Source organism: Synechococcus sp. HJ21-Hayes (assembly GCF_024345835.1).
Lineage (GTDB): Bacteria > Cyanobacteriota > Cyanobacteriia > PCC-6307 > Cyanobiaceae > Vulcanococcus.
Genome location: NZ_JAGQBW010000004.1, coordinates 23,187 through 42,730, shown reverse-complemented (window position 1 = coordinate 42,730; position 19,544 = coordinate 23,187). Strand labels below are relative to the sequence as shown.

Below are 19,544 nucleotides of genomic sequence, written 5' to 3'. Positions count from 1 at the left end.
ACGATGTGCGGTATCGCAGGCTATTTTCAGTTCAACGGTGAATCAGTTTCACCAGTCCTATTGCGCCGGATGGGCGATGCAATTGCTCATCGAGGCCCTGATGGCGAAGGTCTCTTCTCAGACGGTCCATGTGGTCTTGTTCATAGACGTCTAGCTATTATCGACTTATCGCCCGCAGGTCATCAGCCAATGTCGACGGAAGATGGCAGATATGTTCTCTCTTACAATGGTGAGATCTTTAACTTTCAAGAGCTTCGAATCCAGCTTGAAGCGTTGGGATGGCAATTCCATTCGAGGACCGATAGTGAGGTGGTTCTCAAAGCACTTGCACAGTGGGGCATTGACGCTCTTGCACGCTTTAACGGCCAGTTCGCATTCGCGCTTTGGGACTGTCGAAAGCGGCGGTTGCTGATTGGACGCGATCGTTATGGCATAAAGCCTGTGTATGTTTGCCGAACAGCTCGAGCTCTTGTATTTGGATCGGAAATTAAAGCCCTACTTCGCCATCCTGAGTGCCACACTGCGATAGACAAAGAAGGTCTTTTTGAGTATCTCTCATTTCAAAACTTCTTCACAGACCGCACACTTTTTAAGGGTGTCAGCATCCTTCCGGCTGGTTCATGGTTGTCGGTAGTTGAGACGGGAGAGCAGCAGACTGGAACTTATTGGGACTTTAACTTCTCAGAGCCCGATTCAATAAGCTGCAATAGTGACTCAGAATATCGTGAAGAGCTAGATAGGTTGCTTCGTCAAGCTGTGAAGCGTCAGCTCGTTGCCGATGTCGAGGTAGGTACATATCTGAGCGGTGGCATGGACTCTGGCACCATTACGGCGCTTGCAGCAAGAGAGTTACCAAATATGCGCACATTTACCTGTGGTTTCGATCTTCGATCGGCATCAGGGATGGAGCTTGGCATGGATGAGCGTGAAAATGCAGAGTACATGGCTTACCTCTATAAGACAGAGCACTATCAAATGGTGCTTAAGGCAGGCGATATGCAGCAGGTTCTTCCAAAACTAACTTGGCACTTGGAAGAGCCCCGCGTTGGCCAAAGCTACCCTAACTTCTATGTTGCACAGCTTGCAAGTAAGTTCTGCAAGGTTGTATTATCAGGCGACGGCGGAGATGAATTGTTTGCAGGATATCCATGGCGCTATTATCGGGCGGTTGTTAATGACGACTTTCGGCATTACATCGACAAATACCATATGTATTGGCAGCGGCTTCTCCCTGCAGATTGCGTCTCCAAGATATTTGCGCCAATTTGGCCTGATGTTTCTCATGTATCTACGCGCGATATCTTTTGTGGGGTCTTCCACGAGCACGCCCACCAACTAACGCGTCCGGAAGACTATATTAATCATTCGCTATATTTTGAGGCCAAGACATTCTTGCATGGTCTCCTCACGGTTGAGGATAAAATCAGCATGGCGCATGGCCTTGAAACTCGTGTTCCATTTCTTGATAATGACCTTGTGGATTTTGCAATGAAAGTTCCTGTTAAGTGTAAACTAGGAAATCTAGGCGAAGTTGTTCGACTTGACGAAAATGAACCTGGCCCAAAGACGTCTAAATACTTTCATAAAACACGCGATGGCAAGCTTCTATTGCGTCGTGTAATGGAGCGTTACGTTCCTGAAGAGATTGCTGATGGCGTTAAGAAAGGATTCTCCGCTCCTGATGCCAGTTGGTTTCGCGGCGAAAGCATTGATTATGTACGCAGTAGCCTAATGGGGAGCAATGCGCATATCTTTAATTATCTTGATCGTGAAACAGTCCAGTCAATTATTAATGATCATCTTGATGGAAAGGAAAACCGTCGCTTACTTATTTGGTCGTTACTTACGATTGAGGAATGGATGAAACACATGGAGGCAAATACATGGAACAGCCATTAAAAACAGAAGACCTGCTAGCTTTATTGCGACAAGTCTATTTGGATTGCGATAACAGCATGCGAGAAAGATTCAAGCGTAGTCTTTCATTCCAGGATACTATTCTTGATCGTTGGGATCGTGCTATACGTTTGGGCTTTGCTCCTGATGCCAGCATCTATAATAGCGCATCTGTATTTGGCGAGGTTACCGTAGGTACCGCTACATGGATTGGGCCAAATGCCCTGCTAGATGGCAGTGGTGGCGGCATTTCTATTGGCCGCTTTTGTTCTATATCAAGTGGCGTCCACATCTACACTCACGATACTGTCATGTGGGCTCTTACTGGCGGCAAACGCCCACGCAACACTAAGCGAGTAGATATTGGAGACAATGTCTACATAGGCAGTCAATCTATTGTTGCCCCTGGTGTTTCGATTGGAAGCAAATGCGTCATTGGCGCCAATAGTTTTGTCAATCGTGATGTCAACGAGTTCGCTATCGTTGCTGGTTCGCCTGCAAAAGAAATCGGACGAGTCATCGAGCAGGGAGACTCGGTGCTTTTGGACTACTTTCAAAAATAAATTAGTGGCTATGAACGGTTTTTCAACGCATGCAGTCACGGGCATCGATTTCACCATCGATGCCTATGCCGTGCTAGTTTCAGCAGCGGCGGCCCGCTACCGCTTTCTGCGCTTCGCTGAATCCTCGAACGAAGGCGAGGTCGCGCTATGGCGGCATGACATCGATTTTTCACCCCAGCGTGCTCTAGCACTGGCTAGGGTCGAAGCCGCCAGTGGAGTTCTTGCGACCTATTTCGTCCAAGTCTCCTCCCGATATTACAGCATCTTCGAGCCCGAAATCGGCGGCATACTCCGGAAGATCGTCGCGCTAGGCCACGACATTGGCCTGCATTTCGATGCGGAGGTTTGCGCCCATCAAGCCGCCCCGCATTACGATCGTCGCATCGCCTTCGAGGCCAGAGTGCTTGAAGAAGTCGTCGAGTGCAGCGTCGCCGCGTTCACTCTGCACAACCCGACGACGCTGGTTGGCGTATCGCTGAATGAGCCGTACCTGGTAGGGCTGGTGAATGCCAGCTGCTCTGATATGCGAGCAGCTTATGCCTATTGTTCGGACAGCAATGGCCTCTGGCGCTTCCGTTCGCTGTTGGAGATGATCGCCGACTCATCAGTCGACCGGCTGTATGCATTGACTCATCCCGAGTGGTGGCAGGCGGAGCCGATGCCGCCACGACAACGACTGCAGCGCTGCATCGAAGGACGAGCGCAATTCTGCAGTAGCTTTTACGATGGCCTGCTCGCAGAAAACAACCGTCCCAACATTGGAGTTCAGCCATGAGCGATCCCTGTCGTGACCTGCTCGTTGCTGGCCATCAGCCAAATTTTCTTCCTTGGTTCGGTTATTTCGAGAAGATGCTTAAGTGTGATCTGTTCGTCTATTCCGATGACGTCCAGTTCCCCAAGCAGTGCTATGTAAACCGCGTTGAGATTCCCGTCCGCCAAGAAGCTGCCTTCCTTACATTGCCAGTCAAGAAGGGTGATGATGCGCGCATTGCCGACAAGCGTTACGTAAAGGATGCAGCCACGCTCATCCGTCTCTCCAAGACGCTACGCATCAATTTCGGTGGTCTGCCACACTTCGCCGATGTTGAGCCGGTGATCGACGAATTCGAGCGTGCATACGCGCAGCACGATATGGTGGCCGATCTCAACATTCACATGAACCAGTATCTGGCCGCTTCGTTTGGTATACGCACGGCTGTGTGGCGCGGAACGGATCTTCGATTGGAGGCCTTCCATCGCAATGAACGACTGATTGAGCGCTGCCGCCTACTGGAGTCGCGTAACTACCTCTGCGGGCAGGGTGCTGACAGCTATCAGGACGAGGCAATGCTGGAAGACGCTGGCATCCATTTGCACCGAATCGACTACTCCATCGGGGGTGCCCTGTTCGGAGAAGCCTTACGTTACTCGGTCCTATATGGTCTTGGCCGGGTGGGACTGATACGAATTTGTGACGCTGTTGCCGACTATCAACGTCACTCTAGGGGGCAATAGTGCGGGTTCTCTACCTAGATGCCAACGTTTGGCACATCAATCCCACCGCTAATCTTCTGCCGGCACTTGTCCGGGAGCGTTTCCCGGGCGCTCGCTTTTACGGCCCAGGCTTCGTCGATGAAGGGGTGCTTGCGGGCGGGCTTCAGGCTTTCGCCGGCCGATACGGACCTTTCGATGTGGCGATGCTTGGGCCAGCAACGCCTTTCCTCGGTGAGGGGGAGGATGATGACATTGGAGCGGCCGCCTTCCTGCGACGTTATGCTTCCCACCGCCTGTCTGATCGGAGCCTTCTGGCATTCTTTGCCGACGTGCGGCTTGAGTTCGGACAACTGCCGTTTGCCGTACGTCTGATCTCTCTACTCAACTTCGACTACTACGCCGCTTCCCAAAAACAGGTCGATGTACTGCTTAAACACTCGATTTCTGTGCTCGGCCCCAACGACCAGTTCGTGCTGGCACTGGCAGACCTGCCCGATTTTGCCAGCCGTGAAAAGCATTATGTTCGCAAGGTGGGCCGGTTTACCGACGTATGGCTGAATTTCCTGCGTCGACATCCGGAACGGATCGTCACAGCTACCCATTTCGTCGGACCGCAGGAATACTGCTTCGATCCACTTGCCGTGCGTCCCTATGAAGTCGCCATTCCCGGCGCCGAGTACCTATTACGCAAGGATGCTGTCAGGCGGCTTTCCGGAAACCGGCTGCGCAGCGCGTCGAAGGTTTATTTCCATTTCTACCGACTGGCTAATCGACTAGGTCTGCCAGCCTACTCCCATCCGTTGGCGCTGCGTCTATATAATCTTTTCTTCCAGCAGACGCTTTTCGAAACGCGCTGCATTTATACTGCGCGTGGCGGTTTTGGGATGCCCATCCGCAAGTTTTTTGAGATTCCCGCCGCGGGCGGTTTGCTAATCTGCAACCCTTGCACCGGATATGCTGATCTTGGTTTCGAAATCGGGCGCCACTATGTGCAGGCGGAGCCCGACGCGCTGCTCGACGTTCTGTCCGAATGGCTGTTTAGCCCGGACGCGCAGAAGGTTGCAAGGACAGGCCAGCAATTGGTAATCGCTAGGCATTCGATGGCTGCGCGCGGTGAGCAGATCGAACGTTGCCTGCGTTCAATGGTTGCGGGAACCTATCGCGGTGCCCGTTGGTGCCATGGTGAATACTTAGTTGACGAGGTTTCGCCATGTGCGGCCTGATCGCCACCTGGGATCCTTCCGGCCTCGCCGATGCGCCGCTGGCCTTAGCGCTGGCCGACATCCGTCATCGTGGACCTGATGCACAGGCTAGTCTCTGGCGCGAGCATCACCGGCTGCATCTCGCGCATGCCCGACTGAAGATCATCGATACCACCGACGGCGCCAACCAGCCGTACGTTTCGCCCTGCGGCCGCTGGGCGCTTGTCTACAACGGCGAGATCTACAACTTCCGGGAGCTGCGCCAAGAGATGGCCGACCGCTGGCCGTGGCGGACGCAAAGTGATACCGAAGTGCTGATGGCCGCCTGGTCCCTCTGGGGCGAGGGCTGCCTGTCGCGCTTCGTCGGTATGTTCGCGTTCGCCATCCACGATGCGGAAGAGCATGCCCTTACGCTGGTTCGCGACCGTTTCGGCATCAAGCCTCTCTACCACGTCGCCATCGGCGCGCGACGGGTTTTCGCCAGCGAGATCCCGCCCCTGCTGCGCTTCCGCCCCGCGGTGGCCGATGAGTCGACGATCCGGACCTATCTCGAACTAGGCCTCTACGACCATGGCACCCGTACCTTCTTTAAGGACGTGCGCTCGCTCGAACCAGGTACGTTGACTCGGATCGACCTGCGCAGCGGCGGCGAGGCTACCCGGCGATGGTACAGCCTTGCGGAGCACGTGCCGGACCTGAGCGGCGTCTCCGAAGAAGAGCTGACGGACCGGGCAGAGACGCTTGTCCTGCAGGCGGTATCGTCACATCTCGTGGCTGATGTCGAGGTCGGTCTGAACGTGTCGGGTGGCGTCGATTCGTCGATGCTCGTCCGTTCAACGGTCGAAACTCTGGGTCATGCGCATCTCTTCACGCAGGACTACGACGGATATAGCGAACTGCCGTGGGTTCGGGAGATCGCAGGCGGCGGCAGCCTCCACGTTGCCAGTCTCGATCTTGATGCCATATCCACCTACCTTGAAGAGACTGTCCGGTCGCAGGCGGAGCCTTTCGGTGGCGTCTTTGTCTGTGGTTACAATGCACTTTACGAGGCAGCTGCGAGAGAAAACGTCACTGTGCTGCTTGACGGGAACGGAGTGGACGAGGCCTTCCTCGGATACAAGCGGTATCACCAAATACATGTTGCGTCGTCGCCTGATGCCGCTATCAGGGACGTCCGTGAGAGGGAATTCGCGGAATTCTGGGGTCAGGCGCCGGCTCCGATCGTGGCGGGGGCGTCGATCGACGGTACCGATGGCTTGCGTCCGCAGGCGGTCTCATCATCCTTGAAGTCCGCCGGGTTGCTCGACCTGACTGGCCGCGACGGTGGATTCGATGATTCGGTTCGGCAGGCTGCGGCACAGGATCTGCTGTACGCCAAGATTCCTCGAGGTCTCCGCTTCAACGACCGAGTCTCGATGGCGCATTCCCGAGAATTGCGGGTTCCGTATTTGGATCACCGCTTGGTCGAGTTCGCGTTTGGTATACCCACCCGAGTTCTCCTTAACCGGAAGGGAGGAAAGGCGCTGTTTCGTGACATTTTGGCACGTCGAGCGCCTGCATCCGTGTCTTACGCGCGAAAGCGATCTGTCCAGACACCGCAGCGTGAATGGCTGGCTGAAGGGTGGCGTGCCATGGTGGAGTCCATTCTCGCATCGGAACGCTTTGCCGCGCGCGGCTGGGTCGACGCAGGCCAGGCGCGTCGTGCGTACGCTGAGTATCTTTCGGGGGCACGGGAAAACTCGTTCTTCGTCTGGCAGTGGGTCAACCTAGAGCTTTGGGCCAGGGAGTATCTCGACAGGGAGGCGTGCCGATGAAGGCCTTGATTCTTACCAGCAATAGTTTGCGGCACGCGTATTTCGCCCGTGCCGTCGCCCGCTGTTTCGATGCGCCTACGACGCTCGTTGAAGAAAAGAAAAATTACTATGCGCAACAGCGCGACCAGTCGGCGGTCGTGTGCGCACACTTTGAAAGCATTGCTGCTGCCGAGAAACTGTGGTTTGCCGATGCGGTCGATGCGCCCTGTCCGGATATGCGTCAGGTCGGCGATATCAATGCCCCGGACCTCGTGACTTGGGCCGGGTGGCAGGGCTTCGATGTGCTCTGCCTGTTCGGTACCGTTATCCTCGGGCAGCATTGGCTGGATGCCTTTCCCGCGAAGATTGTCAACCTGCATCTCGGGTTGTCTCCGTTCTACAGAGGGTCGGCAACCCTGTTCTGGCCCTTCGTCAATCGTGAGCTGGAATATCTCGGAACAACGATCCACCTGGCCACGTCCAAGGTCGATGCAGGCCAAATTCTTGCGAGGATTGACCCCGACCTGTGGTCGGGGGAGACGTATTATGACATCACCTCCCGCTTGATCCGCGACTCAATTGATCAATTTCCCTCTGTAGTGTCTGCATATCTAGAAGGATGTATACGGCCTGCCTACCAAGAAGACATCGCTGGCAAGCTTTATCGCAAGTCGGATTTCTCGGAAGCGGCGCTGCTGCAGGCGCTTGCCTATGTCGGGGTAGGGCTTTCCGAGGCCGAAGTAAGACGAATCGAGGCGCGAAGAGAATGCCGCTACTCGCAATAAATCATCACTACTATCGTGAAGCTGGGACTGGACGGGGAATCTACCCGACGACTCCCCGGATGCTTGCCGAAGAGGTGCTGAAGATTCGTTCGGCCGGTTGGCGGATCGGCATCGAGGAAGATATCTTCGCGTTCCTGTCCGGCCGCCTGGCGGCTGATTCCAAAGTCGCCATCCTGACCTTCGACGACGGTCTGGCCGAGCAGATGGACGCGCTGGGGCAACTCGAGGCGCTGGGAGCGTCGGCCATCTTCTATGTGCCGACCGCACCGATCGTGGAGCGTTTCGTTCTCAATGTTCATAAGCTCCAGATGATCAGGGCGCGCGTTGAGGATGTGGTAATCGCCGCAGAACTTGATAAGACTTTTTCCTTTGGCACGAAGGAATTCGACGATGACCTACTCGCGATCCAGTATAGGTACGACGACAGACTTGGTCGCAGGGTCAAGTACTTCCTCAACTTCATGCTTGAAGAGGATGCACGGCTGTCATGGACGACCAAATACTTCGCAAGCCTGTTCGGTGACGAACGCGAGGTCGCTGCTTCTCTGTATATGTCGTCTGACGACCTGCGCAGATTGTCGGTGAAGAGGCTGCTAGGCTCCCACGCGCATTCGCATCTGCCTCTGGCTACGCTGGGGGATGATCAAATGCTCCATGAACTCGCGTATTCCCGCAGGCTGATCCAGGAAATGACGACCAGTTTTCCGGCCGGCGTTTCTTACCCGTTTGGTGGCAAATCTTCCGTCGGGCATGAGGTATTTGAACGAGCATCTTCCTCTGGTTACATATACGGGTTTACTATGGAGCGCGGAATCAATGATCTTCCGGTGAAGGCAAACCCGATGGCGCTTAGGCGGATCGACGTCAACGATCTGGATCGCTGGCTTGTCGTTGGGGCTGGTGACAACGAAAGACTGGGAGAACAATGAAAGCAAGGTTTGACACAGCATTTGTTTCCGCTCTAGGTGCGATGGGGCGGCGCCATGTCAAGGGGCTAGTTCGCGCAGGATTCAGCGTTGTTGCAGTCGACCCTAATCCTGCCGTTTTGGACGTCACGCGAAGAGAGTTACAGGAAGCTGGGCTCGATTCCGGAAAACTGAGCATGGTTGACCGCCCGACCGGCAAGTTTGGTGTGGCCGTATTTGCGGAGACGACCCCGGACCGGCTGGCCAATTTCACTAGTTTTCTGAACGTAGCCTCTGCGAGCCGGATATTCCTCGAAAAACCGCTGTCGGCTGATCCGGCTGAATACGACCGGTTTCTGGATGTTGCCCGTGGTCGCGGTGTGGCAAACGTTACGCAGGTGAATTTCATCCGCCGCACTTGGCCGCACGTGCAGTACCTAGCCCACATGTGTTTGCGGGAAAAGGAGTTCGCGATGACGCTGAATGGTGGTGCGATCGGACTCGGCTGCATGGGCATCCACTATCTGGACACCTTTCTCTGCCTGTCTGGTGACGAATTGCCCGCCGTGAGCTGGGCGAGCTTGTCGGCCGAGACGGTGAAGAGCGGGCGCGGCCCACAGTTTGAGGATTTTGGCGGCGATTTCATGCTGGTTGGACCGCGCGGGCGCTTGCTGGCGTCGCTTTCTGCAGAGAGCAGCGCCAACGTCGTGATGACCGTCCGCGGCGAGCATTTCATGGCGCAGGTCGACTACAACGAGATGCAGTGGAAGATATCGCGCCGCAACGCCGACAGCACGATGCCCTTCTATCGCTACGGCGCCGATTACGAAATCGTCGAGCAGGGACGTCTTGAACTCCCGGCAATGGATGCCGTTACCGAGGACTGGGCACTCGGCAGGATCGACCTTCCCGTTCTGGAGCAGGCGCTCGTGACGCACCGCCTGCTGGACGAGATCCTTCAAGCCGGCGGTGCGCAGCCCCCTTATCGATTCACCTGAGCAAAGCCATGACAGTACGTTGCCTTGTTATCGGGGCGGGCAAGATGGGCTCGGCACACCTGCAGGCGCTGGCCGCTCTGGAGCCCGATGCGCTGGCCGGATGGGCACCGAGCGGCCGACGGCGTGACGCGGCCGAGTCGGTCGGCGCCGAATTCTTCCATGGTCTGCTGTGCGCGGCGCTCGACGCCTTCCAGCCCACGCACGTCGTTGTCGCCTCGCCCGTCGAGACTCTGACGCCGATTTCGCTTCAGCTCATCGCTTCAGGAGTGCGCCGTCTTCTCGTTGAGAAACCTTTAGCCCTCAGCGGTGCAGATGGAAAAGATTTGGAAGCAGCCGTCAGGGCAACCGGTACGCAGCTCCACGTCGGCTTTAATCGTCGCTTTTATTCGTCGATACGCACTGCGCAACGGCTTATCTCCGATGAGGGGGAGGAAATCGAAAGCGTTGCCTTTGAATTCAACGAGGTGATGCCCGATCCGGCAGGGCCGCTCGGGCATGCGCCTGCCGTCCGCGAACGCTGGCTTCTCGCTAACAGTCTGCATGTGATCGACAGTGCCCTGTTTCCTGTAGGGCATCCGGATCCGGTGCGCTCGTCCTTTGCTCGCGGCGGCTCGCTTGCTTGGCATCCTGCCGGTAGCGTCTTTGTGGGATCGGGGGTAACCACTGGCGGCAAGCCGTTTGCGTACCATGCCAATTGGGCTGCGCCCGGGCGCTGGGGCTTCGAGTGGATGACACCTTCCACACGTTATGTTTTCAGGCCGCTGGAAAAGCTGGCGGTCATGCGCCGAGGCAGTTTCAACCTGGAGGAGGTTCCGCCCGACGACGAGCTGGACCGCCGCTTCAAGCCTGGTGTCTATCTGCAGAATCGAGCCTTCCTTTTCGGTGGCGAGCAAGCCGCCTGCCTGGTGTCCCTGGAGCACGCTTTGTCGCTTGTTCGCCTCGGCGAGGCCATGGCCGGCTACGTAGGTCAGCAAAATTATCGACCATGATGCGCATCCTTGGAATCATTCCTGCCCGTGGCGGATCGAAGGGCATTCCCCGCAAGAATCTTGTGGATGTCTGCGGCCGTCCGCTGATCGCTTGGACGATCGAATCGGGGAAGCAACTGCTGGCGAACGGAGTGCTCGCCCGCTGCATCGTGTCGACGGATGACGATGAGATCGCTGCCGTCGCTCGTGCACATGGTGCCGACGTCCCTTTTTTGCGCCCGACCGAGGCGGCGACCGATTCGGCAAAGGCACTCGCCTACGTGCTGCACGCACTCGACACGCTGGAGCCGACAGACGGGGCTTTCGATGCCGTGATGATCCTCCAACCGACGAGTCCGCGGCGCCATCCCGCGGCAATCGCGGAGGCAGTCGCACGGCTGGCCGTTTCCGATGCTGAATCTCTGATTTCCTGCTACCAGGAGGACTACATCAACGAACTGGTGATGTATGAGGACGAGGGTGATGGCCGCATTCGGCCGCGCCACCCGAATCACAACAAGGGCGTGCGTCGCCAGGAGCACGGGCCGACGATGGTGCGCAACGGGGCGATTTATGTCACGCGCGTTCCCTACCTGCGGGCGACTGGGCAACTGGTCTGCAACCACCCGGTGCTGTTGCGGATGGAGAAGATCGAGTCGATCGATGTCGATACGCCGGACGACCTTGAACTGCTTCGGGTGGTGTTGTGCAGATAGGCATTCTCGAACCTGACGGTTTTTCCCCGGAAGCGTTGATGTGTCTGCGACGCCTCGGAAAGGTGCGAGCCTTTGGCGGCGTCGACCTCGCGGGGTTCTTGGCCCCGCTAGATGCGCTATTCGTTCGCCTTGCCCATCGCATCGACGGCACCTTCCTTGAAAAGACACCCCGTCTTCGGTGGTTGTGCAGCCCGACGACCGGGCACAATCACATCGATGAACAGGCGCTGGCCGCTCGTGGTGTTCGTTTACTCAGCTTGCGCGGGGAAAGGAAATTTCTCGAGACGATCCGCGCCACGCCTGAACATACCTTCGGCTTGGTCATTGCCTTGTTGAGACATTATCGCCGGGCATTTGACGATGTTGCTGCCGGAAAGTGGGACCGGGATACCTGCCGGGGAGGCGAGTTGTATGGCAATCGTGTCGGGATCGTCGGTCTCGGTCGCGTTGGTTATCGCTTGGCATCCTATTTCAGTGTATTCGGTGCATACGTCACATGGTTTGATTCGGCCAATGTCCCGTCGCTTCCTGAGTGGCAACGATCCTCAGATATTCATGAACTGATCGAAACGAGCAGGATTGTCCTGCTGTGTGCCAGTTATCGTGCCGGGCAGGAGCCTGTCATCGGCAAGCATGAGATAGATGCGTTGGAGGGGCGCTACTTCATCAATACAGCTCGCGGCGAACTTGTCGATGAGCGGGCATTGCTGGCGGCCGTGCGTTCGAATCGGCCGGCAGGTGTGGCAATCGACGTGATTGTCGGCGAGAACGGAGAGAATCATCTTGCCGAATGGCGCGCGCTTTTGCCAAGCCGAAACCTGATCGTAACGCCGCATATTGCCGGGGCAACTTTTGATTCGATGGCGCGAACTGAACTGTTCATTGCTGAGAAGCTGAAGGCAGCCCTATCGGGAGGAGCCGCAGCGTGAACCTTGCCGAACACGAACGCGTCGGTCGAACCTTGGTCATTGCCGAGATAGCTCAAGCCCACGACGGCAGCCTCGGTATCCTTCATTCTCTCGTCGATGCAGTCGCCTCCACCGGAGTGGATGCGATCAAATTTCAAGTGCACATCGCCGATGCCGAAAGCAGTGCGCTTGAGCCGTTCCGGGTGCGCTTTTCACCTGTCGATGCGACTCGATACGATTACTGGAAGCGCATGGAACTGTCGCTCGCGGAATGGCGCTTGCTTAAGGAAGGATGCGAAGCACGCGGCGTCGAGTTTCTTGCGACGCCGTTTTCGAATGCGGCGGTAGATCTGCTCGAAGAGGTGGGCGTAAATCGCTACAAAGTCGGCTCTGGCGATATGGCGAATCCCTTGCTGCTTGAGCGCATTGCAAGGACTGGCAAGGAAGTCATCCTGTCAACTGGCCTAGGATCACTCGAAGAACTGGATGCCGCGACGGCGATGCTGCAAGAGCGCGGCAACCCGTATGCCGTGCTGCAATGCACGACGCGCTACCCGACGGTGGCCGAGGATGTGGGACTTGCCTGGCTCGCCCGTTTTCGGGAACGTTATCGCTGTCCGGTCGGTCTCTCCGACCATTCGGGGACCATCTACGCCGGACTTGGCGCCGTGGCCCTAGGCGCAGTTGTTGTTGAGGCGCACGTGACCTTCGATAGGCGGATGTTCGGGCCCGATGCTAAGGCGTCGCTGACCGTCGATGAGTTCGCCCACATGGTTGATGGTATTCGTTTTCTGGAGAAGGCGCGCACTTCGGGGCCAGACAAATCCCTCGACGACGGCAAGCGGAAACTGCGCCGGATGTTCGGGAAGTCGCTGGCGGTCAATCGCGATCTTCCAGCAGGGCATGTCCTGATCTTCGAAGATCTGGAAGGTAAGAAGCCGGCCGATGCCGGGGTCGCGGTAGGCGAACTGGATAATGTGATCGGCAGAGCGCTGACCCATGGAAAACGACGCTGGGAATTCCTGCAACAGGACGATTTAAAATGAAGAGAAAGATATGCGTGGTAGTAGCCAGCCGTGCCAACTACGGGCGCGTGAAGTACCTGATGCGAGCCGTTCAGTCGCATCCGGACCTGGAGCTGCAGGTGATCGTCGGTGCATCGACGCTGCTCGAACGCTTCGGCAAGGCGATCAACGTCATCAAGGCGGACGGCTTCACCCCCGTCCGCTCCATACACTACGTGATCGAAGGGGAAACCCTGGCGACACAGGCGAAGTCGACCGGTCTCGGCATCGTCGAGCTGTCGTCCGCTTTCGAGGATCTGCAACCGGACATGGTGGTGACGGTCGCGGATCGCTTTGAAACCATGGCGACCGCGATTGCCGCGACTTACCTCAACATTCCGCTCGTGCATCTTCAGGGCGGCGAGGTGAGCGGCAATATCGATGATCGGGTTCGTCACGCCATCACGAAACTGGCCGACCTCCATTTCGTCGCTTCCGAACTCTCCGCGAAGCGGGTGGTGTCGATGGGCGAGGATGATCGCTATGTCTTCAACTATGGCTGCCCGGCGATGGATATCTTGGCGAACGAAGATTTGTCGATATCCAATGAGCAGATGTCTCGCTACCTTGGGGTAGGAAGGCCAATCGACTGGTCTAAGCCCTACCTGTTGATGATCCAGCACCCAGTGACGACAAGCTATGGTCGTGGATTCGATGAGGTCAGCCAGACGCTTCAGGCGCTAAAATCAATTCCTGAATTGCAGAAGGTTGTGATGTGGCCCAATGTCGATGCTGGCAGTGATGATGTATCAAAGGGAATTCGCCACTTCCGCGAGCTCAATATGAATGAGCCGATCTATTATTATAAGAACTTCTCTCCCGAGGATTATGCTCGGGTCCTAAGTAATTCCATCTGTTGTGTTGGCAACTCGTCATCGTTCATCCGAGAAGGGGCATATCTCGGAGTGCCTTCAGTGATCGTTGGCGATCGCCAGCAAGGGCGTGAGCACGGCCGTAATGTCGCCTTCGCTAACTACGATTGTGAGCAAATCCGTGCAAGGATCCTCGCGCAGGTTCATCGCCGGCGCTACGAGCCAGACTATGTGTTCGGGCGTGGAGATGCCGGGAAGCGAATTGCAGTGGAGCTCGCGACGACCGATTTTCGGCATGGCACTTAGGAGATCGCAAGAATGAAGATTCTGTTTATAGGTAATCAGGGCGGACACGACGTCATTGCGTTCTATGCAGGGATGGCCCAACCCTTGCAAGATAAATTCGAATGTTGCTGCCGCTTTGCTGTCTGGCTTGAAGCAGAGCGATCTGAGCTGCTCAGTCAGGGAGCCCCAGAGGCAGAGTGCCTCAGTTTTGAGGCGCATGTACGCAATTCTTCAGCTGCAGGTCATGACGAGCTTAATCGCCTTGTACGCGACTATCGCGAAGTGAACTGGTCTGAGGTCGTGGCGGCGGAGCGTGCCTTCACCGACTATTCGATGTTGCTTGGCGCTGCTGGTGATCGTCGGGAGTCGCCCGAGTATGTTCAAAGCCTCGTTCTCTCCATCGTCCGTTTTCAGGAGCAAGCGCTCGATGGCTGTGGTGCAATGGTATGCCAAACGGCGGATACACTCTTCTCGCTGATTGCTTTCAAGGTGGCGCGCCATCTGCGGATTCCTGCCTATGCGATTGCGCCGGCCTGGCTGCTAGAACCCGGCAAAGGGGGAGGCTTTTTCGCCAACAATGAGTTCTTAGAGTGTAACCGCATGATACAATCGTTCGCATCACGAGCAGCGAAACCCCTTGCGGCCGCCGAACGCACGCGTGTTGAGACGCTGATCCAGTCGATTCGCGGCTTCAATGGAAAGACAGCGTTCAACATGACGACGTCCAAAGGCAAGACGGCCGGTCGTCGCGCCTTGTCACCGAATACCGGTCGTTTTCTTTCCTACCTGCGTGAGAACGCTCGGCGAGATAAGCGTGTCGAATACGTGAAGATCGACCCGTTGAGCAAGGTTCGCGCTAATTTGCTGCGCATCACCCGCAAGCAGCTGACTCGGAACGTCTTTGGGCCGTCCGACCCGGATTCCATTCCATCCCGCAGTGTTTTCTTCGCGATTCACTACCAACCCGAGCAATCGACGCTTGCGCAAGGCATCTGGCATGTGAACCAGGTGGCGCTTATTGAGAACATCTCCAAGTCTTTGCCGCTTGGATACACGTTAGTGGTCAAGGAACATCCCTGGGGCCGCGGCAACCGACCGTGCTGGCAGTACAAGCACCTGGCACGCTTCTACAACGTCGTCTTCTCCGATGCGCCCGCCAAGGAAATCATCAAGCGCGTTGATGTGGTTGTCGCCGTTTCCGGCACTGTTGCTATGGAAGCGCTTGTTTTCGACAAGCCGACTGTCCTGCTCGGCCGGAACTTCTTTGAATTTTCTGATCTCATCTATCGAGTTCCAGTCATCAATGATCTTCCCGAGGTGCTCGCCAAAATCCTGGTTGACGGTGACTATGCAAAGCAATCAGACTGTGAGGCACGCCTGCATAGATTTCTTATGGCGTATCTCGACGGTTTGATCCCGCACTTCCCACTCCTCGAGTTTGCCGGTGAGTGGGGGTACGCCCTTGCCGGAGAATTAGGACTGGAACCAGTTGACACTGCAAACGAACGCAAAGGGACGGCAGCATGAAGGCGGTGATTTTGGCTGGCGGTCTTGGTACCCGCCTCAGTGAAGAGACCCATCTCAAGCCCAAGCCAATGGTCGAAGTTGGCGGCAAGCCAATTCTCTGGCACATCCTTAAGATTTACAGCCATTACGAGATTAATGACTTTATCATTTGCTGTGGCTACAAGGGCTATCTTATCAAGGAGTATTTTGCTAACTATTCTTTGCATACCAGTGATGTAACATTTCATATGGATGATGACAACCGGATGCAAGTGCATCACCGCAAAAGCGAGCCATGGAAGGTTACTCTTGTCGATACGGGAGATCACAGCCAAACGGGCGGGAGGCTAGGGCGCGTGAGCTCTTTTCTTAATGATGACACCTTTTGCTTCACCTATGGTGATGGGGTAGCCAATATTGATATCAGTGCTTTGATCGAACATCACTATAGAGAAGGAAGGCATGCCACGCTCACTGCCGTCCAGCCACCGGGCCGTTATGGAGCATTGCATCTGGAAGCTGGATCTGTGCAGCAATTTCAGGAGAAACCCGATGGCGACAATGCTTGGATCAATGGTGGATTCTTTGTTCTCGAACCAGCTGTCCTTGGGTTGATTGATTGTGATTCCACCAGCTGGGAAGCCAATATTCTTCCCAGACTTGCTATGACTGGCCAGCTCAGTGCCTATCGTCATACGGGTTTCTGGCAGCCGATGGATACTCTCAGAGATCGAACACGTCTTGATGAGCTCTGGAATAGCGGTCAAGCGCCGTGGAAGCTCTGGTGATGCCTCCGTTTGCGAGTCCAAACCCTGAATTCTGGACTCAACGTCGAGTCCTTCTCACAGGGCACACTGGTTTTAAGGGGAGTTGGCTTGCGCTCTGGCTGCATCATCTGGGAGCACAAGTCCATGGCGTTGCTTTGCCACCAGAAACAAACCCTGACTTGTTTGCACAGCTCAATCTTTCTCATCGGCTTGCAGGCCATCAGTTGCATGATATCGATGACGCCAAGGGCCTAACAGAGCTGGTCGTAGATGTTCAGCCTGAGATTGTGCTCCATCTTGCAGCCCAGCCCCTAGTGCGGAGGAGTTATTACGATCCCCTGCAAACCTGGAGCACCAATGTGATGGGATCGTTGCACCTTTTGGAGGCACTCAAGTCCCTTCGCCATCCCTGCGCTGTCGTGATGGTAACCACGGACAAGGTCTATGCCAACCAAGAATGGGACTACGGGTATCGGGAGGAGGACCGACTTGGCGGTCATGACCCCTATAGTGCCAGTAAAGCTGCTGCTGAGCTGGCTATCTCAAGCTGGCGCGCTAGTTTCTGTGGGACTAGTGACCATCAAACGCCTTATCTGGCAATCGCGACCGCTCGAGCTGGCAATGTTATTGGAGGCGGTGACTGGGCCTGTGATCGCCTCATTCCTGATGCAATGCGCGCTTTGTGTGCTGGCAAGTCGATTCCCGTGCGTAGCCCAAAGGCCACTCGGCCTTGGCAGCATGTCTTGGATCCCCTTGCAGGATATTTAAGGTTGGCTGAACGACTTCACAGTACCCAGAGTGATCTAGTTCGGGTTTCTGATGTCGCAGGTAATCGTTTCATGACAGCTTTCAACTTCGGGCCCAGTCTCGAAGGCAATCGCACCGTTGTTGAGCTGATCAAGGCTGTTCTTGGTCATTGGCCCGGCGAATGGGTTGATCTTTCAGACCCTTCCGCACCCCATGAAGCCTCACGGTTGCATCTGCAGATCGACAAGGCCCACCATCAGCTCGGCTGGCAGCCCCGCTGGGATTTCGCCACCACTGTGGCTCGCACCGTGGGTTGGTATTGCGCCGTGCATGAGGGCGCTAACCCACTGGACTGCTGCCTAGCGGATTTAGAGGCTTATCAAGAGCAGAGCGCCCATGCCCATTGAAGCCCGCCCCACCCCGATCGCCGGTGTGCTGGAGCTGGTGGGCCAGGCTTTTGCCGACCACCGCGGCCTTTTCCTCAATGCCTTTCGCAGCCAGGAGCCGGCCTTTGCCGAAACCTGGGGGGATCGCCCCATCGCCCAGGTGAACCTCAGCCGCAGCGAAGCTGTAGGAACAGTGCGCGGCCTGCATCTCCAGGCGCCCCCCCACAGCGAAGCCAAGCTGGTGCGCTGCCTGCGCGGGCGTGTGTGGGACGTGGCGGTGGATCTGCGACCCGAATCAGCCACCTATGGCCAGTGGCATGCCGTGGAACTCTCGCCAGGTACCGCCAATTCGCTACTGATCCCGGAGGGTTGCGCCCATGGCTTTCAGGTGCTGGAGGCGGGCAGTGAGCTGCTCTACCTGCATTCAGGCGCCTGGGTACCAGAGTCGGAAACCGGTGTTCGCTTCGACGACCCCTTATTGGCGATTTCGTGGCCTTTGCCGCCCACGGGCCTGAGCGCGCGAGATCGGGAGCTGCCGCTGCTTGAATCTTTGCCATGAGCCAGAACCCCTGCCGCCACTGCGGATCGCCGCTGCAGCACACGGTGATCGATCTGGGCCACCAGCCGCCCAGCAACGCCTACCTGCGGCCTGAGCAGCTGGCGCTGCCCGAGATCACCTACCCGCTGCAGGTTTTCGTGTGCACCAGCTGCTGGCTGGCCCAGCTGCCCGCCCACGCGGCAGCTGAGGAGCTGTTCACGGCGGATTATGCCTACTTCTCCAGCACCTCCAGCAGCTGGTGCGCCCATGCCGAGCGCTTTGTGGCAGCGGCGGTGGAGCGGCTGGGGTTGGGGCTCCAGAGCCAGGTGGTGGAGCTGGCCTCGAACGACGGCTACCTGCTGCAATACGTGCAGCAGCGCGGCATCCCCTGCCTGGGCATCGAGCCCACCCATGCCACGGCTGAGGCCGCGAGAGCCAAGGGCATCACAACGATCGAGCGCTTCTTCGGGGTGGCGCTGGCGGCGGAGCTGGAGCCCGCCGATTTGGTGGTGGCCAACAACGTGCTGGCCCACGTGCCCGACATCAACGATTTCTTTGCCGGCATTGCCCGGCTGCTCAAACCCCAGGGCCGCGCATCGATCGAGTGCCCGCACCTGCTGCGGCTGCTCGCGGGCAACCAGTTCGATACGATCTATCACGAGCACTACAGCTACCTGAGCCTGAAGGTGGTGCAACGCATCGCGGCGGCGGCGGGCTTGGCTGTGGTGGATGTGGAGGAGTTGCCCACCCACGGTGGGAGCCTGCGTATCTGGCTGGCTCACCAGGGCGCAGCCCAGTCCAGCTCAGCGGTGGCGGCGGTGCTGGCGGTCGAAGCAGCGGCGGGGCTTGAAACCCTGCAGGCCTATGCCGGCTTCCAGCAACGCGCCGAAGCCGCCAAGCACGGCCTGCTGGCGTTTCTGCTGCAGGCCAAACGCGACGGTCGCCGGGTGCTGGGCTATGGCGCCGCCGCAAAAGGAAACACCCTGCTCAACTACGCCGGCATTCGGGCCGACCTCTTGCCCGCCGTGGCCGACCGCGCCCCCAGCAAGCAGGGCAAGCACCTACCCGGCAGCCACATCCCGGTGGTCAGCCCCGAACAGCTGGCCGCCCAGGCACCTGATGAGCTGCTGGTGCTGCCGTGGAACCTGATTGAGGAGCTGCGGCAGCAGCTGGCGGGGTATGAGCTGGTGACAGCGATTCCGAAGTTTCAGCATTGGGGATGCCACAACTGA

Annotated in this window: 19 protein-coding genes; all 19 read left to right on the top strand. The window is 57.0% G+C overall.

What is annotated here, in order from left to right; all coding sequences use genetic code 11:
- Positions 1-3: 3 nt before the first annotated feature.
- The 19 genes from asnB (KBZ14_RS04515) (at position 4) to KBZ14_RS04425 (ending at position 19,544) form a co-directional block, all read left to right on the top strand.
- On the top strand, positions 4-1,899 hold the full coding sequence (gene asnB, locus KBZ14_RS04515) for an asparagine synthase (glutamine-hydrolyzing) (protein ID WP_255117122.1): 1,896 nt from the start codon (positions 4-6) through the stop codon (positions 1,897-1,899).
- The gene (locus KBZ14_RS04510) at positions 1,884-2,459 is read left to right on the top strand and encodes an acyltransferase (RefSeq protein WP_255117121.1); all 576 of its coding nucleotides are present in this window, start codon (positions 1,884-1,886) and stop codon (positions 2,457-2,459) included. Before asnB (KBZ14_RS04515) ends, KBZ14_RS04510 begins: the two co-directional genes overlap by 16 nt.
- A 4-nt stretch (positions 2,460-2,463) precedes the next feature.
- Positions 2,464-3,234, top strand: a complete 771-nt coding sequence (locus tag KBZ14_RS04505) for a polysaccharide deacetylase family protein (RefSeq protein ID WP_255117120.1) — start codon at positions 2,464-2,466, stop codon at positions 3,232-3,234.
- Positions 3,231-3,953 (top strand): WbqC family protein, encoded by a 723-nt coding sequence (locus KBZ14_RS04500; protein ID WP_255117119.1) that lies wholly within the window; start codon positions 3,231-3,233, stop codon positions 3,951-3,953. The genes KBZ14_RS04505 and KBZ14_RS04500 overlap by 4 nt, the downstream gene beginning before the upstream one ends.
- On the top strand, positions 3,953-5,155 hold the full coding sequence (locus KBZ14_RS04495) for a glycosyltransferase family protein (protein ID WP_255117118.1): 1,203 nt from the start codon (positions 3,953-3,955) through the stop codon (positions 5,153-5,155). Before KBZ14_RS04500 ends, KBZ14_RS04495 begins: the two co-directional genes overlap by 1 nt.
- Positions 5,143-6,948, top strand: coding sequence for an asparagine synthase (glutamine-hydrolyzing) (gene asnB / locus KBZ14_RS04490; protein WP_255117117.1), 1,806 nt, complete (start codon positions 5,143-5,145; stop codon positions 6,946-6,948). Before KBZ14_RS04495 ends, asnB (KBZ14_RS04490) begins: the two co-directional genes overlap by 13 nt.
- Positions 6,945-7,712, top strand: coding sequence for a formyltransferase family protein (locus KBZ14_RS04485; protein ID WP_255117116.1), 768 nt, complete (start codon positions 6,945-6,947; stop codon positions 7,710-7,712). The genes asnB (KBZ14_RS04490) and KBZ14_RS04485 overlap by 4 nt, the downstream gene beginning before the upstream one ends.
- Positions 7,713-7,771: 59 nt before the next feature.
- Positions 7,772-8,641 carry a polysaccharide deacetylase family protein gene (locus tag KBZ14_RS04480; protein ID WP_255117115.1) on the top strand — a complete coding sequence of 290 codons (870 nt, stop codon included), beginning with the start codon at positions 7,772-7,774 and terminating at the stop codon, positions 8,639-8,641.
- Positions 8,642-8,814: 173 nt separating this feature from the next.
- Positions 8,815-9,615: a Gfo/Idh/MocA family oxidoreductase gene (locus KBZ14_RS04475; protein ID WP_255117114.1), complete on the top strand. Its 801-nt coding sequence runs from the start codon at positions 8,815-8,817 to the stop codon at positions 9,613-9,615.
- 8 nt (positions 9,616-9,623) lie between these two features.
- Positions 9,624-10,604, top strand: a complete 981-nt coding sequence (locus KBZ14_RS04470; protein ID WP_255117113.1) for a Gfo/Idh/MocA family protein — start codon at positions 9,624-9,626, stop codon at positions 10,602-10,604.
- Entirely contained in the window at positions 10,604-11,299 is a 696-nt protein-coding gene (locus KBZ14_RS04465; protein WP_255117112.1) for an acylneuraminate cytidylyltransferase family protein, read from the top strand. Before KBZ14_RS04470 ends, KBZ14_RS04465 begins: the two co-directional genes overlap by 1 nt.
- Positions 11,290-12,228, top strand: coding sequence for an NAD(P)-dependent oxidoreductase (locus KBZ14_RS04460; RefSeq protein ID WP_255117111.1), 939 nt, complete (start codon positions 11,290-11,292; stop codon positions 12,226-12,228). Before KBZ14_RS04465 ends, KBZ14_RS04460 begins: the two co-directional genes overlap by 10 nt.
- Positions 12,225-13,253: an N-acetylneuraminate synthase family protein gene (locus KBZ14_RS04455; RefSeq protein ID WP_255117110.1), complete on the top strand. Its 1,029-nt coding sequence runs from the start codon at positions 12,225-12,227 to the stop codon at positions 13,251-13,253. The genes KBZ14_RS04460 and KBZ14_RS04455 overlap by 4 nt, the downstream gene beginning before the upstream one ends.
- The gene (gene neuC / locus KBZ14_RS04450) at positions 13,250-14,389 is read left to right on the top strand and encodes a UDP-N-acetylglucosamine 2-epimerase (protein WP_255117109.1); all 1,140 of its coding nucleotides are present in this window, start codon (positions 13,250-13,252) and stop codon (positions 14,387-14,389) included. The genes KBZ14_RS04455 and neuC overlap by 4 nt, the downstream gene beginning before the upstream one ends.
- A 12-nt stretch (positions 14,390-14,401) precedes the next feature.
- Positions 14,402-15,895: a capsular polysaccharide export protein, LipB/KpsS family gene (locus KBZ14_RS04445; RefSeq protein WP_255117108.1), complete on the top strand. Its 1,494-nt coding sequence runs from the start codon at positions 14,402-14,404 to the stop codon at positions 15,893-15,895.
- Positions 15,892-16,662, top strand: a complete 771-nt coding sequence (gene rfbF, locus KBZ14_RS04440) for a glucose-1-phosphate cytidylyltransferase (RefSeq protein ID WP_255117107.1) — start codon at positions 15,892-15,894, stop codon at positions 16,660-16,662. Before KBZ14_RS04445 ends, rfbF begins: the two co-directional genes overlap by 4 nt.
- On the top strand, positions 16,647-17,795 hold the full coding sequence (gene rfbG, locus KBZ14_RS04435; protein ID WP_315856126.1) for a CDP-glucose 4,6-dehydratase: 1,149 nt from the start codon (positions 16,647-16,649) through the stop codon (positions 17,793-17,795). Before rfbF ends, rfbG begins: the two co-directional genes overlap by 16 nt.
- On the top strand, positions 17,785-18,333 hold the full coding sequence (locus tag KBZ14_RS04430) for a dTDP-4-dehydrorhamnose 3,5-epimerase family protein (protein ID WP_255117106.1): 549 nt from the start codon (positions 17,785-17,787) through the stop codon (positions 18,331-18,333). The genes rfbG and KBZ14_RS04430 overlap by 11 nt, the downstream gene beginning before the upstream one ends.
- Positions 18,330-19,544, top strand: coding sequence for a class I SAM-dependent methyltransferase (locus KBZ14_RS04425; RefSeq protein ID WP_255117105.1), 1,215 nt, complete (start codon positions 18,330-18,332; stop codon positions 19,542-19,544). The genes KBZ14_RS04430 and KBZ14_RS04425 overlap by 4 nt, the downstream gene beginning before the upstream one ends.

Coding starts and splice junctions, on each gene's coding strand:
- KBZ14_RS04510 (WP_255117121.1), top strand. CDS start 1,884: ATGGAACAGCCATTAAAAACAGAAGACCTGCTAGCTTTATTGCGACAA.
- asnB (WP_255117117.1), top strand. CDS start 5,143: ATGTGCGGCCTGATCGCCACCTGGGATCCTTCCGGCCTCGCCGATGCG.
- KBZ14_RS04425 (WP_255117105.1), top strand. CDS start 18,330: ATGAGCCAGAACCCCTGCCGCCACTGCGGATCGCCGCTGCAGCACACG.
- KBZ14_RS04430 (WP_255117106.1), top strand. CDS start 17,785: ATGCCCATTGAAGCCCGCCCCACCCCGATCGCCGGTGTGCTGGAGCTG.
- KBZ14_RS04470 (WP_255117113.1), top strand. CDS start 9,624: ATGACAGTACGTTGCCTTGTTATCGGGGCGGGCAAGATGGGCTCGGCA.
- KBZ14_RS04465 (WP_255117112.1), top strand. CDS start 10,604: ATGCGCATCCTTGGAATCATTCCTGCCCGTGGCGGATCGAAGGGCATT.
- KBZ14_RS04445 (WP_255117108.1), top strand. CDS start 14,402: ATGAAGATTCTGTTTATAGGTAATCAGGGCGGACACGACGTCATTGCG.
- asnB (WP_255117122.1), top strand. CDS start 4: ATGTGCGGTATCGCAGGCTATTTTCAGTTCAACGGTGAATCAGTTTCA.
- KBZ14_RS04500 (WP_255117119.1), top strand. CDS start 3,231: ATGAGCGATCCCTGTCGTGACCTGCTCGTTGCTGGCCATCAGCCAAAT.
- rfbF (WP_255117107.1), top strand. CDS start 15,892: ATGAAGGCGGTGATTTTGGCTGGCGGTCTTGGTACCCGCCTCAGTGAA.
- KBZ14_RS04485 (WP_255117116.1), top strand. CDS start 6,945: ATGAAGGCCTTGATTCTTACCAGCAATAGTTTGCGGCACGCGTATTTC.
- KBZ14_RS04475 (WP_255117114.1), top strand. CDS start 8,815: ATGGTTGACCGCCCGACCGGCAAGTTTGGTGTGGCCGTATTTGCGGAG.
- neuC (WP_255117109.1), top strand. CDS start 13,250: ATGAAGAGAAAGATATGCGTGGTAGTAGCCAGCCGTGCCAACTACGGG.
- KBZ14_RS04480 (WP_255117115.1), top strand. CDS start 7,772: ATGCTTGCCGAAGAGGTGCTGAAGATTCGTTCGGCCGGTTGGCGGATC.